A 14,688-nucleotide genomic window follows, 5' to 3' on the forward strand; every position below is an offset into this window, starting at 1 on the left:
GCACTTCGTGATCTTGCTCTGATAGGTTCTCGGTCTTGTGTGGGTGGATGAAGACGTCTCGGCGTGGGCGGCGGGCCTGGAGGGGTTGTTCGGGCGGGTGGCAGGCCGGTTCTTCCGGCCCGAGCCTCGCCGACGTGCCCGCGCTTACGTGCGAGGCTTGTTAGCGCCGTTGGCGGACAAGAACGGCTGGACCCTGGCCGAGATCGCGGGAGACACAACCCCGGATGGCATGCAGCGGCTGCTCAACGCCGCCGCCTGGGATGCCGACGGTGTCCGCGACGACGTGCGGGCCTATGCCGTGGAACACCTCGGCGACCCGGACGGTGTCCTGGTCGTGGACGAGACCGGATTCCTCAAGAAGGGCACCAAATCCGCCGGGGTGCAGCGGCAGTACTCCGGGACCGCGGGCCGGATCGAGAACTGCCAACTCGGCGTGTTCCTCGCCTACACCACAACGAAAGGACGCACTCTCGTCGATCGCGAGCTATATCTGCCGAAATCCTGGATCGCCGACCGCGAGCGTTGTCGCGACGCGGCGGTGCCGGACGAGGTCGAGTTCGCGACGAAGACCACGCTGGCCAAAGCGATGCTCGCCCGCGCGTTCGCGGCCGGTGTCCCCGCACGATGGGTGACCGCTGACGAGGCGTACGGCCAGGACAACAAGTTCCGATCCTGGCTGGAACAGCGAAACATCGGCTACGTGGTCGCCGTCCCCCGCAGTCAGCCCTTGCCCGCCGGCGGCTTCGCCACCGCACGAGCGGATCACCTCGTCGCCCAGGCACCACCCGAGATCTGGAAACGCCGCTCGGCGGGTGACGGTGCCAAAGGACCACGACTCTACGACTGGGCCACCGCCACGATCCCCACGATCGGCGAGCACACCCCCGACGGGTGGACTCGACGCCTGCTCGTCCGTCGCCAGATCACCCGCACCGGAGTGGAACCCGAACTCGCCTACTACCTGTGCTGCGCCCCCGCGACCACGCCGGACGAGGAGCTGATCCGGGTCGCGGGGGCCCGCTGGGCCATCGAGGAATGCTTCCAGACCGCCAAGAACGAAGTCGGCCTTGACCACTACCAAGTCCGGCGTTACGACGCCTGGTATCGCCACATCACCCTGGCCATGCTTGCGCACACCTACCTCGCGGTCACGGCAGCGGTGTCCCCAAAAGTCCTGGCCGCGGCCTCATCCCGCTCACCCTCGGCGAAGTCCGCCGTCTGCTGGCACATCTGATCCACACCGCACCACACTGGCGTCCGATCCTGACCTGGTCACACTGGCGACGACGTCACCAACACCGCGCGAAGACCAGCCACCACCAGCGAAGACAGCACAAATATCACGAAGTGCGGCTAGAGTACTAGGCACTCCTACGCGGTCGTCTCCGCGAACCGCGTGGTCACGGCCTCGCGGCCGCGTTTCGTCAGCTCGCCGTAGAGGCGCAGCCGGGCCATCCCGCCGTCGGGGTAGATGTCGAGCCGGGCTTCGGTGATCTGCGGGCCCTCCTCCACCGCGAAGCGGTGCCGGGTGTCCGGCTGCAAACGGGTGCGCGGCAGCAGCGGCTGCCAGTCACCGTCGTCGAGGCGGCCGGACAGCGCCGCCCAGCCGGGCGAGTTGCCCTTGAGGTTGCTCGTGTCGAGCTCGGCGAAGCGGACGATCCCGGCGCCGGCCAGGCGCACGGTCACCCAATCGTTGCCGTCGTCGCGGCGGCGCGCGGTTTCCCAGCCCTCGGCCTGGTGCGCGGCGAGACCGGGCGAGAACAGGTTGTTCGGCGACGAGTAGAACATGTTGCTGCAGCCCGTGACGACGCTTCCGTTGACCAGTGCGGCCAGGTCGAGCGAACGCGGGTCGAGCAACCCGGGATCCGGGACGGGCGAGCCGTGCACGCGCAGGCGGGCCACCCCGCCGTCGGGGTGCTGGGTGAGCCGCACGTGGGTGAACCGGTGCGGGGACGAGACCGCGAAGAAGTTCTCGGCGTCGCCGACCGCCGGCTCGTGGTCCACGAGCACCTCCCAGTCCATTTCGGACAGTTCGGTCGCGCTCGGGTAGCCGGGCGCCGACACGGCTTCCACGGAGACGAACGGTGGGTAGTTGCCCTTGAAGAACGCCGTGTCCACCACGACCCCCGACACCACGCCGGCGGCGCCGAGGCGCACCACGGCCTGGTCGTCACCTGGCTCACGGTGCCGGCGCGTCTCCCACCCGTCGTAGACCTGCCCCTTCGGCCCGAACGTCTCCGCGCGGTGCGCCGGCCGCCACGGGTTGACGAGGTTCTCCTTCTCGGCGAACAGCTCGTCGGTCGCCCACATCACGGTTCCGCCGAACACGCGGGAGGCGAGGTCCGGCTGGGCTGTCCACTCGGGACGGGCGTGCGACACGTGCTCCTCCATCTCTAGCAGGTCCCCCTCGTCAACAGCTCTCCGCGCGGTTGGGCACCAGTCACCGGTTCTCCGCGCAACCACGTGCCGCGCACGACTCCGGCGAGCGGACGCTGGTCGTAGGCGCTCACCGGGTTGCGGTGCTTCAGCGTTGCGACGTCGACCACGAAGGCCTCGTCGGGGGCGAACACGGCGAAGTCCGCGTCGCAGCCCACCGCGAGCCGGCCCTTCCGGGCCATCCCGACCTGCGCGGCCGGCCGTTCGGCCATCCACCGCACGACGTCGGCGAGTGTGAAGCCGCGCCGGCGCGCCTGCGTCCACACGGCGGGCAGGCCCAGCTGGAGGCTCGCGATGCCGCCCCACGCGAGGCCGAAGTCGCCGGTGTCGAAGCGCTTGAGCTCCGGCGTGCACGGCGAGTGGTCGCTCACGATCGTGTCGATCACGCCGTCGGCGAGGCCCTGCCACAGCAGTTCGCGGTTCGCGGCCTCGCGGATGGGCGGGCAGCACTTGAACTGCGTGGCGCCGTCGGGGATCTCCTCCGCGACGAAGCTCAGGTAGTGCGGGCACGTTTCCACCGACAGCGCCACGCCTTCGCGGCGCGCGCTCGCGATGAGCGGCAGTGCGTCCGAAGAGGACAGGTGCAGCACGTGCGCGCGAACCCCGGTGCGCCGGGCGGATTCGATGACGTGCGTGATGGCGAGGTTCTCGGCGCCGCGCGGTCGGGAGCCGAGGAAGTCGGCGTACTTCTCGCCGTGCGGGCCGGGTGCGGCGGCGATGGCCTCGGAGTCCTCGGCGTGCACGATCAGCTGCGCGTCGAACGTCGCCAGCTCGCGCATCGCGGTCTCGAGCCCTTCCGCGTCGAGCGGCGGGAATTCGTCGACGCCCGAGTGCAGCAGGAAGCACTTGAACCCGAACACCCCGGCTTCGTGCAGCGGCCGCAGTTCGGCGAGGTTGCCCGGGATCGCGCCACCCCAGAAGCCGACGTCCACATGGGTGCGTCCCGTCGCCGCCTTGCGTTTCACCTCGAGCGCGGCGACGTCGACCGTCGGCGGCAGGCTGTTGAGCGGCATGTCCACAATGGTCGTGACGCCACCGGCCGCGGCCGCGCGCGTGGCGGTCTCGAAACCCTCCCACTCGGCGCGGCCGGGGTCGTTCACGTGCACGTGGGTGTCCACGAGTCCCGGCAGCAGCACCTCGTCGGCGGCGAGCTCGACGACGCGGCCGGCCGGCAGGTCGACGAGCCCCGGTTCCACGGCGACGATCCGGCCGCCGTCGACAGCTACCGTCGCCGGGCCGACGCCGGCCGCCGTCACCGCCCGGGCGGCGCGCACCACGAGATCCATCTGCGGGCACAATCCTCTCCCCACGGAGCCAGCGCAGCACTGGCCGCAGGTTGTTTCACAGTACGGAAAGTTCGTTTCGAAAACCGAGATTAACCACGCGGCTCTCACCTCGTCAACGGCTCACCCTCCACGTTACGGTCACCGGGTGGAGCTAGAAGCCGAGTTCACGAGCGAACCGTTCCAGGGCGAAGGCGCCCCGCCGGAGCACGCCGTCCGTGCGCGCGACGCGGCTCGCAAAGCCGGGCTCGACACCGATTTCGGCCCGCTCGGCACGCTCGCCCGCGGTTCGGCCGACGACCTCGTGGCCGCGCTCCCCGCCATCGCGCGAGCGGCGCTCGAAGGCGGCGCCACGCGCGTCACGCTCCAGCTCCGGCGCACCGACGAACCCGCGCCGACCCCGCCCGTCGAGCTGAACAGCGCGCTGGCGCGGCTCATCGCCGACGTCGAACGCGAGCTGGGCGCGAAACTCGGCGACCTCGACCGCCCCGGCAAGCAGCGGGCGGTGCGGCTCTTGCGCGAACGCGGGGCGTTCAGCCTGCGGAAATCGGTGTCCGCGGTGGCCGAAGCACTGGGGGTCACGCGCTTCACGGTCTACAACTACCTCAACCGGGAAACCGACTGACCAGGTCTTTCAACAAAATGTTGACGGCCGGGCGAGGGCACCGTACCGTCGGCAGGCACCAGCTCCCCCGCCGCGAGGAGATCCCGTGCCACTCGCACTCGCCGAGTTCAACTCCGCCGACGCCGCGGAGGTCCGGCCCGCGCTGACGGCCTGCCTGGCCGTACCGCGCTGGGTCGACGCGCTGCTCGCCGGCCGCCCCTACGCCGACGTCGACGCCCTCGTCGCCGCGTCGGACGCGGCCACTCCCCTGCGGCGCGACGAGGTGCTCGCCGCCATCGCCGCCCACCCGCGGATCGGGGAAAAGCCGAAGGGCACGGACGTCGACGCGAGCTGGTCGAAGTCCGAACAGTCCGGTGTGGACAACGCGGCCGAGTTCGCCACGGCCAACGCCGAGTACGAGCGGCGGTTCGGCCACGTGTTCCTCGTGTGCGCCGGTGGCCGCAAGGGCGCGGAGCTGCTGGCGAACCTGCGGTCGCGGCTGGCCAACGACCCGGACACCGAACTCGACGTGGCGGGCGCGGAGCTGGCGAAGATCGCCGGGCTGCGCCTGCGGAAAGCGGTGAGCCCATGAGCGAACCATCGATCACCACCGCGGCCGCGGCTCGGCACGCGGCGCCGAGCGCCGGCGAGGTGCGCGCATGAGCTTGGTGACCACCCACGTCCTCGACACCGCCGCCGGCAAACCGGCCGCCGGGATCGCCGTGCGGTTCGAACGCGCGGACGGCACGCCGGTGGCCGAGGGCGTCACCGACGACGACGGCCGAGTGCGGGACCTCGGCCCCGACACGCTCGATCCCGGCGTCTACCGGCTGGTCTTCGACACCGGCGCCTACCTCGGACCGGAAGCGTTCTTCCCCGACGTCACCATCGCGTTCCGCATCACCGACGGCGCCTCGCACCACCACGTGCCGGTGCTGCTGAGCCCGTTCGCCTACTCGACCTACCGGGGGAGCTGACCGTGGGAATCTCGCTGGGCCCGAACCAGTACGGCAAGGCGGAGGTCCGCCTGGTCACCGTCCGCCGCGACGGGCCGGTGCACCACCTGCGCGACCTCACCGTGTCGACCGCGCTGCGCGGCGACCTCGAGGCCACGCACCTGACCGGCGACAACCACGCCGTGCTGGCCACCGACACGCAGAAGAACACCGTGTACGCGTTCGCCAAACAGCAGGACGTCGGTGAGATCGAGGACTTCGCGCTGCGGCTGGGCCGCCACTTCGTGGCCACGCAGGAGAAGATCCACACCGCGCGCGTCACGCTCGCCGAGCACGCGTGGGACCGCATCGCCGTGGCCGGCTCGCCGCACGACCACGCGTTCAGCCGCTCCGGCGACGAAACCCGCACCACGACTGTGACGGTGCGAGAAGATCTCGTCCGCGTGGTGTCCGGTGTGGACGGTCTCGTGGTGCTGAAGTCCGGCGGCTCGGAGTTCCACGGCTTCCCGCGCGAGGAGTACACGACCCTCGCCGAGACCGACGACCGGATCCTCGCCACCGCCGTCACGGCGCGCTGGCGCTACCAGGGCACCGGCATCGACTGGGCCAAGAGCCACCGGGAGATCAAGCGGACGATGCTCGAAACGTTCGCGACGAAACACAGCCTTTCGCTGCAGCAGACCCTGTACGCGATGGGTGAGGCCGTGCTGCTCGCACGGCCGGAGGTCGCCGAGGTCCGGCTTTCCCTGCCGAACAAACACCACTTCCTCGTGGACCTCAGCCCGTTCGGCCTCGAAAACCACAACGAGGTGTTCTACGCGGCGGACCGCCCCTACGGCCTCATCGAAGGCACCGTGGTCCGCGACGACGCCGAAGAGCCCGGCCCGGCCTGGACCGACGCCGTGCTGTGACTCTGCCGTTGCCCATCCGGCCACCGCCACGGCGGAAACCGTTGCTACCCGTCGTGAAGTCCAGTTGGTGTCCACCTTCTTTTGGCCGGATTGGCGAGCCCCTCATCCCCTATCGGGAGCCGCGCACGTCAGGCACGAGTGCCACCGAAGATCCTCGGCACCCCGTCGGTGCGCGGCCGCCCTGGCCGCAGCTGGTGCTCGGCGGCATCCAGCACGTGGCCGCGATGTACGCCGGGGTGGTCGCCCCACCGCTCGTGACCGGCGCCGCCGTCGGCCTCTCGCCCCGGCAGCTGAGCCTGCTGATCAGCGCTTCGCTGTTCACCGCGGGGCTCGCCACGCTCCTGCAGACCCTGGGCGTGTGGCGCTTCGGCGCCCGGCTGCCCCTGGTCAACGGCGTCACCTTCGCGGCCGTGGCCCCGATCCTGTCCATCGCCCAGCAGCACGTCGGCAACGCGCTGGGTGTCATGTACGGCGCGACGCTCGCCGGCGGGGTGTTCGTGGTGCTGTTCGCGCCGTTCTTCTCGAAGCTCACGCGCTTCTTCCCGCCCGTGGTGACGGGCACGGTGATCACGCTGATCGGGGTGTCCCTGCTGCCGGTGGCCGTGCAGTGGGTGTCTTCGCAGAGGCCGGCGGCGCGCCCGTCGGGCCTGCTGCTGGCGGGCGTCACGCTCGTCGCGGTGCTCGTGTTCACGCGGTTCCTCTCCGGGTTCTGGAGCCGGATCGCGCTGCTGCTGGGCCTCGTCACCGGCACGCTGCTCGCGTGGCCGCTGGGCGAAGTCGACACGTCGACACTGAAGCAGGCGCCGGTGTTCGGCATTGTCACGCCGTTCCACTTCGGGGCGACGGTGTTCGACGTCGCGGCGATCGTGTCGATGCTCATCGTGATGCTCGTGGTGATGTCCGAGAGCACGGCGGACCTGCTGGCGCTGGGCGAGATCGCCGGGCGCCCGACCACGAGCCGGACGCCGGCCGACGGCCTGCGCGCCGACGGGCTCGCGACCGCGGTCAGCACGATCTTCGGCGGGTTCGCGTGCACGGCGTTCGCGCAGAACATCGGGCTCGTGTCGCTCACGCGGATGGTCAGCCGGTACGTCGTCGCGGCCGGCGGTGTGGTGCTGGTGGTGCTCGGCGCGTTTCCGGTGACGGGCGGCATCGTCGCACTCGTGCCGCAGCCCGTGCTCGGCGGCGCCGGGTTGGTGCTGTTCGGCAGCGTCGCGGTGAGCGGCGTGCGGACACTGGCGACAGCGTCGTTCGACCACCCGGGCAACGTCGCGATCGTCGCCGCGCCGCTCGGCGTCGGGCTGATCCCGATCGCGGTGCCGGGTTTCTACTCGGATTTCCCGGCGGCGCTGCAGGTGGTGCTGAACTCGGGCATCAGCGCGGGCTGCGTCACGGCCGTGGTGCTGAACCTGGTGTTCGGCGAGCGATTGATAGAACGCTCTACCGTGACGGAGCTAGGCTCGGTGCCGTGACTGGCACGAAGGACCGCATCCTGGCCGCGGGCGCGGAGCTCTTCCGCCGCGGTGGTTACACCGGTACGGGCGTGAAGCAGATCGTCGAGAAGGCCGGCGCGCCCTTCGGCTCCCTGTACCACTTCTTCCCCGGCGGCAAGGAGCAGCTCGGTGAAGAGGTCATCCGCAGCTCGGGGATGGAGTACAGCCAGCTGTTCGACCTCTTCATCGCGCCCGCACCCGACGTCGTCAGCGGGATCGAGGCGTTCTTCGCCGCCGGCGTGACCACCCTGCTGGACACGGACTACGTCGAGGGCTGCCCGATCGCCACGGTGGCCCTCGAGGTGGCGACGACGAACGAGCCGCTGCGCAAGGCGACTTCGGACGTGTTCACCGCTTGGATCGACGCGGGGACGGAGAAGTTCGGCGCGTTCGACCTGCCACCGGAGCAGGCACGGGTGCTGACGATCGCGCTCATCACGAGCCTGGAGGGTGCGTTCGTGCTGGCGCGGTCGATGCGCTCGCCGGAGCCGATGGCCGTGGCGGGCGCCGCGGTGGTCGACGTCGCCCGCCGGATCCTGACCGACCTCGGGCAGGACGGGAAGAAGCGCTAGCGGTACTCCGGCGTCCAGCGGGCTTTCGGGACCGTCTCGGACAGGTCGTCGTTCGCCGAAGCCAGCCCCTCTTTCACGGCTTGTTCAGCACCAGCCGTGGCGATCCGCGTGGCGACCTCCGGCACGTCCTCCCAAGCCGGCAGGAGCGGTTCGGCCGGATCGGCCAGCGCGGGTGACGCATCGCCGAGCGTCTTGGCGGCGACGCGCATCATCGCGTCGGTCACGCGCGTGGCGCGCGCGGCGGTGACGGCCAGGCCGATCGCCGGGAAGATGTAGACGTTGTTGCACTGCGCGACGCGCCGCAGCCTCCCGTCGCGTTCGATGGGCGCGAACGGCGAGCCGGTGGCGAGGAGGGCCCGGCCGTCGGTCCACTCGTCCAGCTCGTGCGCCTCCGCGCGGCTGGTGGGATTGGACAGCGGGAAGATGATCGGCCGCTCGGTCTTCGCCGCGAGCTCCCGCACGATGTCCTCGGTGAACGCGCCGGCCGCCGTCGAAAGGCCCAGGAGCACACCGACGTCGACGTGGTGGACGACGTCGCCCAGCTGGGTGCCGCTCCAGCCCTGGGCACGAGCCGCCGGCTGCGCGAAGCGGCGCTGGCTCTCGGACAGGTCGGTGCGGTCGCCGGTGAGCAAGCCGTGGATGTCGACGACCCAGATGCGTTCGGCGGCTTCGGAGTCGGACAGGCCCTGCTCGACCATCTCCTGGCGGATCATCTCCAGCACGCCGATGCCCGCCGAGCCGGCACCGAGCATCACCACGTTCGTCTGCGAGCCCGGCCACCCGGCCACCTTCGCCGCCCCGTGCAACACCCCGAAGGCGACGGCGGCGGTCCCCGACCGCGAGCACCTGCGTGAGGTCCTGCGGAACCGGCCGAGGCGCGACGTGGACATCATCGTGGTCACCGACGGCCAGCGGATCCTCGGACTGGGTGACCAGGGCATCGGCGGCATGGGCGTCCCGATCGGGAAGCTGTCGCTGTACACGCTGATCGGCGGGATCGACCCGGCGCGCACGCTGCCGATCGTGCTGGACGTGGGCACCGACAACGTCGAGCGGCTGGAGGATCCGCTGTACTTGGGGTGGCGGCACCGGCGCATCGGCGACGACGAGTACTACGCGTTCGTCGACGACTTCGTCGCGGCTGTGCACGCGGAGCTGCCCGACGTGCTCCTGCAGTGGGAGGACTTCGCCGCCGCGCACGCCGAGCCGATCCTCACGCGCTACCGCGACCGCCTGCTGACCTTCAACGACGACATCCAGGGCATGAACTTCTGGCACGCCTCGCCGACCGTGGGCGTGCAGGCGATGGGGAGCAGTTCCTCGATGTGCTCGCTCAGCAGCCGGTGGAAGAGCGTTTCGTTGCGGTCTTGGAGCCCGCGGAGGAACACGTGTTTCTCCAAGTCTTCGCGGTGGCGCGACATCTCCCCGTAGGTGTGCGCGACCTGCTCACGTCCCCGTCAGGTGTTCCGGCCGGACCGGCACCCGGGTGAGGGCCAGGCCCGTGGCGGCGCGGATCGCGGCGACGATGGCGGGGGTGGACGAGATGGCCGGGGGTTCGCCGACGCCGCGGAGGCCGTAGGGGGCGTGGGGGTCGGGGCGTTCGAGGACGTCGATGGACATCGGCGGCATGTCGAGGACCGTCGGGATGAGGTAGTCGGTGAACGAGGGGTTGCGGACCTTTCCGCCCAGCACCTGGATCTCCTCCATCACGGCGAGGCCGAGGCCCTGCGCGGACCCGCCCTGGATCTGGCCGAGGACGGCCTGCGGGTTCAGGGCGCGGCCGACGTCCTGGACGCAGTCGAGCGCCACGACCTTCACCAAGCCGAGCTCGACGTCGACGTCGACCACGGCGCGGTGGGCGGCGAGGCCGTACTGCACGTGGGCGCTGCCCTGGCCCGAGTCGTCGAGGGGATGTGTGGGGCGGTGGCGCCATTCGACCGTTTCGTCGAACGTCGCCGAAGCCAGGACCGACACCAAGTCCGCCACCACGACGCCGTCGGCCGCCACGAGTTTGCCGCCCACCACGCGGCTCGAGGGCGGCAGGCCGGCGTGCGAGACGAGTCGCGCGCGGACGGCGGCGCACGCGGCTTGTACCGCGCCACCGGTCACGTAGCTCTGGCGTGAGGCCGAGGTGGAACCGCCGTTGCCGATGGAGGTGTCCATGGGCAGCACGGTCACCCGCTCCACGCCCAGTTCGGTACGCACGATCTGCTGCATGATCGTCACGAGCCCCTGTCCGACCTCGCACGCCGCGGTGTGCACGGTGGCCGCGGGCTCGCCGCCGACGAGCTGCAGGCGCACGCGGGCCGTCGAGTAGTCGTCGAAGCCTTCGGAGAAGCAGATGTTCTTGATCCCCACGGCGTAGCCGACGCCGCGCACCACGCCTTCACCGTGGGTGGTGTTGGACACGCCGCCCGGCAGGTGCCGCAGGTCGAACTCGCGGGACGCGGGCAGCGGCTTGGCGCGCAAGCGCTCCAGCAGCTCCGCGACGGGGGCCGGCGAGTCCACGACCTGCCCGGTCGGCATCACCGCGCCCTCGCTCATCGCGTTGCGGATCCGGAGCTCGACCGGGTCGAGCCCGCACGCCGCGGCCAGTTTGTCCATCTGCGATTCGTACGCGAACGCCGCCTGCACCGCACCGAAACCGCGCATCGCGCCGCACGGCGGGTTGTTCGTGTAGGCACCCCAGCAATCGATCGCCACGTTGTCCACTGTGTACGGACCGACGCCGAGCGTCGCCGCGTTGGCCACCACCGCGCCGGTCGACGACGCGTACGCGCCACCGTCGAGGAAGAGCCGCGCTCGGACGTACACGAGGCGGCCATCGGAAGTCGCGCCGTGCTCGTAGTACATCTTCGCCGGGTGGCGGTGCACGTGGCCGTGGAAGGACTCTTCGCGGTTGTAGACCATCTTCACCGGCTTGCCGGTGTGCAGCGCGAGCAGGCACGCGTGCACCTGCATCGAGAGGTCCTCCCGCCCGCCGAACGCGCCGCCGACGCCCCCGAGCGTCAGCCGCACCTTCTCGACCGGCAGGCCCAGCGCCGCGACGATCTGCTGCTGGTCCACGTGCAGCCACTGCGTCGCGACGTACAGGTCCACGCCGCCCTCGGTGTCGGGCACCGCGAGCCCCGATTCGGGGCCGAGGAAGGCCTGGTCCTGCATGCCGACCTCGTAGACCCCGGTCACCACGACGTCGGCCGGCACCTCCGCGGCGCCACGCCGGATCCGCACGTGCCGCACCACGTTGCCCTCCGGGTGCAGCGCCGGGCCCTCGCCTCGCACCGCTGCCTCGGAGCTGGTGACCGGCTCCAGCTCCTCGTAGGTGACCTTGATGCGCTTCATCGCGCGCCGCGCCGTCTCCGGGTGGTCCGCGGCGACTAACGCGACCGGCTCGCCCTGGTAGCGCACGAGGTCGCCGGCGAGCACCGGCTGGTCGGCGTGCTCCAGCCCGTAGCGGTTGACGCCGGGTACGTCCTCGTGGGTCAGCACCGCATAGACCCCTTGCACCGCAAGGGCTTCGGCGATGTCGATGCCCGTGATCCGCGCGTACGGGTGTGGGCTGCGCAGCGTCGCGCCCCACAGCATGTCCTCGTGCCACAGGTCCGACGCGTACGCGAACTCGCCGCGGACCTTCACCGTGCCGTCCGGGCGCGGGGCGTCGCTACCGACGCCGTTCGCGGTGCCGGTGACTTGCGACGTGGTGGTGGTCATCGGTCCTCCCGCAGCCGGGCGCTCGCGGCGGCCAGGTCACGGGCGATGACGGACTCGTCCTCTTCGCGCAGCACGCCGTTCTCGACGACCGTGCGGCCGCCGACGAGCAGCCGGGCCAACGGCGGCGGTGCGCTCAGCACCAGCGCGGCGATCGGGTCGGCGATACCCGCGTGCGCGAGGCCCGTGAGGTCCCACACGGCGAGGTCACCGAGCTTGCCGGCCTCCAGCGAGCCGAGTTCGCCGGCGCGGCCGAGGCACAACGCACCGCCCATCGTGGCGAGCCACAGGGCTTCCCGGGTGGTCAGCGAGGTCGGCCCGCCGCGCTGGCGCGCCTGCAGCAACGCCTGGTGCAGCTCCTCACCCAGCCCGCCGGACTCGCTCGACGCGGCCCCGTCGACGCCCAGGCCCACGGGCGCGCCGGCGTCGAGCAGGTCGCGCACCGGTGCGATGCCCGTGCCGAGGCGGCCGTTGGACGTCGGGCAGTGCGCCGAGCCCGTGCGGGTGGCGCCGAAGCGGCGGATCGCCTCGGGCGCGAGGTGGATCGTGTGCGCGAGCCAGACGTCGTCGGCGAGCCAGCCGAGCTTGTCCGCGTACTCGGCCGGCGTGCAGCCGACCTCGGCGAGGCACTGGCGTTCCTCGTCGAGTGTCTCGGCCAGGTGCGTGTGCAGGCGGACGCCCTTGCGCCGGGCCAGCTCGGCCGCACCGGTCATCAGCCGTTCCGAGACGGAGAACGGCGAGCACGGGCCCACGGCGATCTGCAGGTGCGCGTCGGGCGCCGAGTCGTGGAACCGGTCGATGGCGGCCTCGGTGCCCAGGAGGGCCTCTTCGGTGGTCTCGACGAGGTGATCCGGCGGCAGCCCGCCGTCGGACTCGCCGCGGTCCATCGAGCCGCGCACGAGGTGCAGCCGCACCCCGATCCGCCGGCGCGCGGCGACGAGGGCCTCCACCTGGTCGCCGCCGTCGCGGGGGAAGACGTAGTGGTGGTCGGCCGCGGTCGTGCAGCCGGTGAGCGCGAGCCGCGCCAGCCCGGCGGTGCCGGCGGCGTGCGTGAGCTCCGCGTCGAGCCGGCCCCACACGGGGTAGAGGGCGACGAGCCACTGGAACAGTGTGTGGTCGGCGGACATCCCGCGCGTGGCCCACTGGTAGAGGTGGTGGTGGGTGTTGACGAGCCCAGGTGTGACGAGGCAGCCCGACGCGTCGACGTGCTCCTCGGCGTCGCCGGTGAACTCGCCCTCACCGACGTCGGTGATGCGGCCGTTGTCCACGAGCACGTAGCCGGAGGCATACTCGGGCCCGGTCACGGTGGCGATGGCGCCGCGCTCGACGACCGTCCTCACGCGACACCGCCCTTCGCCACGGCGGCCGCGCGGACGGCGTCGAGGATCTTCTCGTACCCCGTGCAGCGGCACAGGTTCCCGGCGAGCGCCTCGCGGATCTCTTCGTCGCTGGGCTGCGCCACTCGGTTGAGCAGGTCGTGCGCCGCGACGACGAGCCCCGGCGTGCAGAAGCCGCACTGCACGGCGCCGTTGTCCACGAAGGACTGCTGCACCGGGTCGAGGGTGCTCCCCTCGGCGAGGCCTTCGACGGTGCGCACCTCGCGGCCCTCGACCTGTCCGGCCGCGACGAGGCACGAACACACCGGCACGTCCTCGAGGTAAACGGTGCAGGAGCCGCATTCCCCCTGTTCGCAGGCGTTCTTCGAGCCCGGCAGCCCGAGTCGTTCCCGCAGCACGTAGAGCAGGCTCTCACCCTCCCAGACGTCGTCGGCCTGGCGCGGTTCGCCGTTGACGGTCACGTTCACGCGCACGTGCGCTCACTCCCCCGGTGTTCGTCCCAGGCCCAGGTCAGCGTGCGCCGGGCGAGCACGGCCAGGGCGTGTCTGCGGTAGTCCGCGCTGCCGCGGACGTCGTCGATCGGTGCCGCGGCCGCCGCGACGAGCTCACCGAAGCGCTGCTTCAGCGAGTCGGCCAGCGGCGCGGGTTCGGCCCACGGCAGCTCGGCGGTGAGGAACTCCTCGGCTTCACGGGCCCGGCGTGGCGTCGGCGCGGCCGAGCCGATGGCGGCGCCCGCCGCCCTCCGGTGCGAGTGCAGCGTCAGGGCGACGGAGCAGACTGCGATCACCATCGCGTTGCGCGTGCCGACCTTCGCGAACTGCTGCGGCCCGGCGTTCGCCGGCAGGTGGACGGCGGTGATCAGCTCGTCGGGCTCCAGCGCGTGGCGCTTCACGCCGAGGTAGAACTCCTCCGCCGGCACCAGCCGGATCCCCCGGACGGACGCGATTTCCACGCACGCGCCGAGCGACAGCAGCACCGGGTGCGTGTCGCCGGCGGGTGACGCGGCGCCGAGGTTGCCGCCGACCGTTCCGCGGTTGCGGATTTGCGGCGAGCCGACGGTGCGCGACGCCATCGCCAGCCCCGGCAGGGTTTCACCCAGCTCGGTGATCACCCGGGAATAAGACACGGTGGCGCCCAGCCGGACGGTGCCGTCCGAAGTGGACCAGCGCGCCAGCTCGGGGACCCCGGTGAGGTCGAGCAGCGCGGCCGGGCGCCGGTGGTCGAAGTTGAGCTCCACCATCACATCGGTGCCACCGGCGATCGGGACCGCGCCGGGGCGTTCGGCCTTCACGGCCAGTGCCTCGGCGAGGCTCGCGGGTCGCAGGAAATCCACGCTCGGGCTCCTCTTCTCGGGCGGATGCCCCAGTACACGCCGACTGCGCCCCCGC

General features: G+C 71.4%; 14 protein-coding genes and 2 pseudogenes. 8 read left to right on the forward strand and 8 right to left on the reverse strand.

Annotated elements, in window-relative coordinates; all coding sequences use genetic code 11:
* The first annotated feature begins 43 nt into the window (after nt 1-43).
* Nucleotides 44-1,365: pseudogene (locus I6J71_RS34585) on the forward strand (IS701 family transposase).
* Nucleotides 1,366-1,371: 6 nt separating this feature from the next.
* On the opposite strand, the gene alc reads toward I6J71_RS34585, so the two are convergent.
* Complete coding sequence (gene alc / locus I6J71_RS34590) at nt 1,372-2,391, reverse strand: allantoicase (RefSeq protein ID WP_204090691.1); 1,020 nt, start codon at nt 2,389-2,391, stop codon at nt 1,372-1,374.
* A 2-nt stretch (nt 2,392-2,393) separates the two neighbouring features.
* Nucleotides 2,394-3,722, reverse strand: a complete 1,329-nt coding sequence (allB, locus tag I6J71_RS34595) for an allantoinase AllB (protein WP_204090692.1) — start codon at nt 3,720-3,722, stop codon at nt 2,394-2,396.
* Nucleotides 3,723-3,867: 145 nt separating this feature from the next.
* Here allB and I6J71_RS34600 point away from each other — a divergent pair, with 145 nt between their 5' ends.
* The 6 genes from I6J71_RS34600 to I6J71_RS34625 all read left to right on the forward strand — a co-directional run bounded on the left by I6J71_RS34600 (nt 3,868) and on the right by I6J71_RS34625 (nt 8,255).
* Entirely contained in the window at nt 3,868-4,344 is a 477-nt protein-coding gene (locus tag I6J71_RS34600) for a helix-turn-helix domain-containing protein (protein ID WP_204090693.1), read from the forward strand.
* 85 nt (nt 4,345-4,429) lie between these two features.
* Nucleotides 4,430-4,915, forward strand: coding sequence for a 2-oxo-4-hydroxy-4-carboxy-5-ureidoimidazoline decarboxylase (uraD, locus tag I6J71_RS34605; RefSeq protein ID WP_204090694.1), 486 nt, complete (start codon nt 4,430-4,432; stop codon nt 4,913-4,915).
* Nucleotides 4,916-4,982: 67 nt separating this feature from the next.
* A complete protein-coding gene (uraH, locus tag I6J71_RS34610; protein ID WP_204090695.1) occupies nt 4,983-5,300 on the forward strand; it encodes a hydroxyisourate hydrolase in 318 nt (105 codons plus the stop codon).
* 2 nt (nt 5,301-5,302) lie between these two features.
* Nucleotides 5,303-6,190, forward strand: coding sequence for a factor-independent urate hydroxylase (gene pucL / locus I6J71_RS34615; RefSeq protein ID WP_204090696.1), 888 nt, complete (start codon nt 5,303-5,305; stop codon nt 6,188-6,190).
* Between the two features lie 194 nt (nt 6,191-6,384).
* Nucleotides 6,385-7,662, forward strand: coding sequence for a nucleobase:cation symporter-2 family protein (locus I6J71_RS34620; protein WP_239154083.1), 1,278 nt, complete (start codon nt 6,385-6,387; stop codon nt 7,660-7,662).
* A complete protein-coding gene (locus I6J71_RS34625) occupies nt 7,659-8,255 on the forward strand; it encodes a TetR/AcrR family transcriptional regulator (protein ID WP_239154084.1) in 597 nt (198 codons plus the stop codon). Before I6J71_RS34620 ends, I6J71_RS34625 begins: the two co-directional genes overlap by 4 nt.
* On the opposite strand, the gene I6J71_RS34630 is transcribed toward I6J71_RS34625, so the two are convergent.
* Nucleotides 8,252-9,064, reverse strand: coding sequence for a malic enzyme-like NAD(P)-binding protein (locus I6J71_RS34630; protein WP_239154085.1), 813 nt, complete (start codon nt 9,062-9,064; stop codon nt 8,252-8,254). The two genes, I6J71_RS34625 and I6J71_RS34630, sit on opposite strands and share 4 nt — an antisense overlap.
* Between I6J71_RS34630 and I6J71_RS34635 the strand changes: the two are divergent.
* A pseudogene (locus tag I6J71_RS34635) lies at nt 8,982-9,422 on the forward strand (hypothetical protein); the annotation flags it as partial. The gene I6J71_RS34630 and the pseudogene I6J71_RS34635 sit on opposite strands and share 83 nt — an antisense overlap.
* A 53-nt stretch (nt 9,423-9,475) precedes the next feature.
* Here the strand turns inward: I6J71_RS34635 and I6J71_RS34640 are convergent.
* The 5 genes from I6J71_RS34640 to I6J71_RS34660 are packed head-to-tail and all read right to left on the reverse strand — an operon-like array spanning nt 9,476 to nt 14,633.
* Nucleotides 9,476-9,676 (reverse strand): hypothetical protein, encoded by a 201-nt coding sequence (locus I6J71_RS34640; protein ID WP_204090697.1) that lies wholly within the window; start codon nt 9,674-9,676, stop codon nt 9,476-9,478.
* 25 nt (nt 9,677-9,701) lie between these two features.
* Nucleotides 9,702-11,966: a xanthine dehydrogenase subunit D gene (pucD, locus tag I6J71_RS34645; protein ID WP_204090698.1), complete on the reverse strand. Its 2,265-nt coding sequence runs from the start codon at nt 11,964-11,966 to the stop codon at nt 9,702-9,704.
* Nucleotides 11,963-13,303, reverse strand: a complete 1,341-nt coding sequence (locus I6J71_RS34650) for an 8-oxoguanine deaminase (protein ID WP_204090699.1) — start codon at nt 13,301-13,303, stop codon at nt 11,963-11,965. Before I6J71_RS34650 ends, pucD begins: the two co-directional genes overlap by 4 nt.
* Nucleotides 13,300-13,773: a (2Fe-2S)-binding protein gene (locus I6J71_RS34655; protein ID WP_204090700.1), complete on the reverse strand. Its 474-nt coding sequence runs from the start codon at nt 13,771-13,773 to the stop codon at nt 13,300-13,302. The genes I6J71_RS34650 and I6J71_RS34655 overlap by 4 nt, the downstream gene beginning before the upstream one ends.
* Entirely contained in the window at nt 13,764-14,633 is an 870-nt protein-coding gene (locus I6J71_RS34660) for a xanthine dehydrogenase family protein subunit M (RefSeq protein WP_204090701.1), read from the reverse strand. Before I6J71_RS34660 ends, I6J71_RS34655 begins: the two co-directional genes overlap by 10 nt.
* Nucleotides 14,634-14,688: the final 55 nt, after the last annotated feature.

Origin of the sequence: Amycolatopsis sp. FDAARGOS 1241 (assembly GCF_016889705.1) — a bacterium.
GTDB lineage: Bacteria > Actinomycetota > Actinomycetes > Mycobacteriales > Pseudonocardiaceae > Amycolatopsis.

Excerpts from the sequence above, each read along its gene's own strand:
- allB (WP_204090692.1), bottom strand. The coding sequence starts at position 3,722 with ATGGATCTCGTGGTGCGCGCCGCCCGGGCGGTGACGGCGGCCGGCGTC.
- I6J71_RS34640 (WP_204090697.1), bottom strand. The coding sequence starts at position 9,676 with ATGTCGCGCCACCGCGAAGACTTGGAGAAACACGTGTTCCTCCGCGGG.
- pucD (WP_204090698.1), bottom strand. The coding sequence starts at position 11,966 with ATGACCACCACCACGTCGCAAGTCACCGGCACCGCGAACGGCGTCGGT.
- alc (WP_204090691.1), bottom strand. The coding sequence starts at position 2,391 with ATGGAGGAGCACGTGTCGCACGCCCGTCCCGAGTGGACAGCCCAGCCG.
- uraH (WP_204090695.1), top strand. The coding sequence starts at position 4,983 with ATGAGCTTGGTGACCACCCACGTCCTCGACACCGCCGCCGGCAAACCG.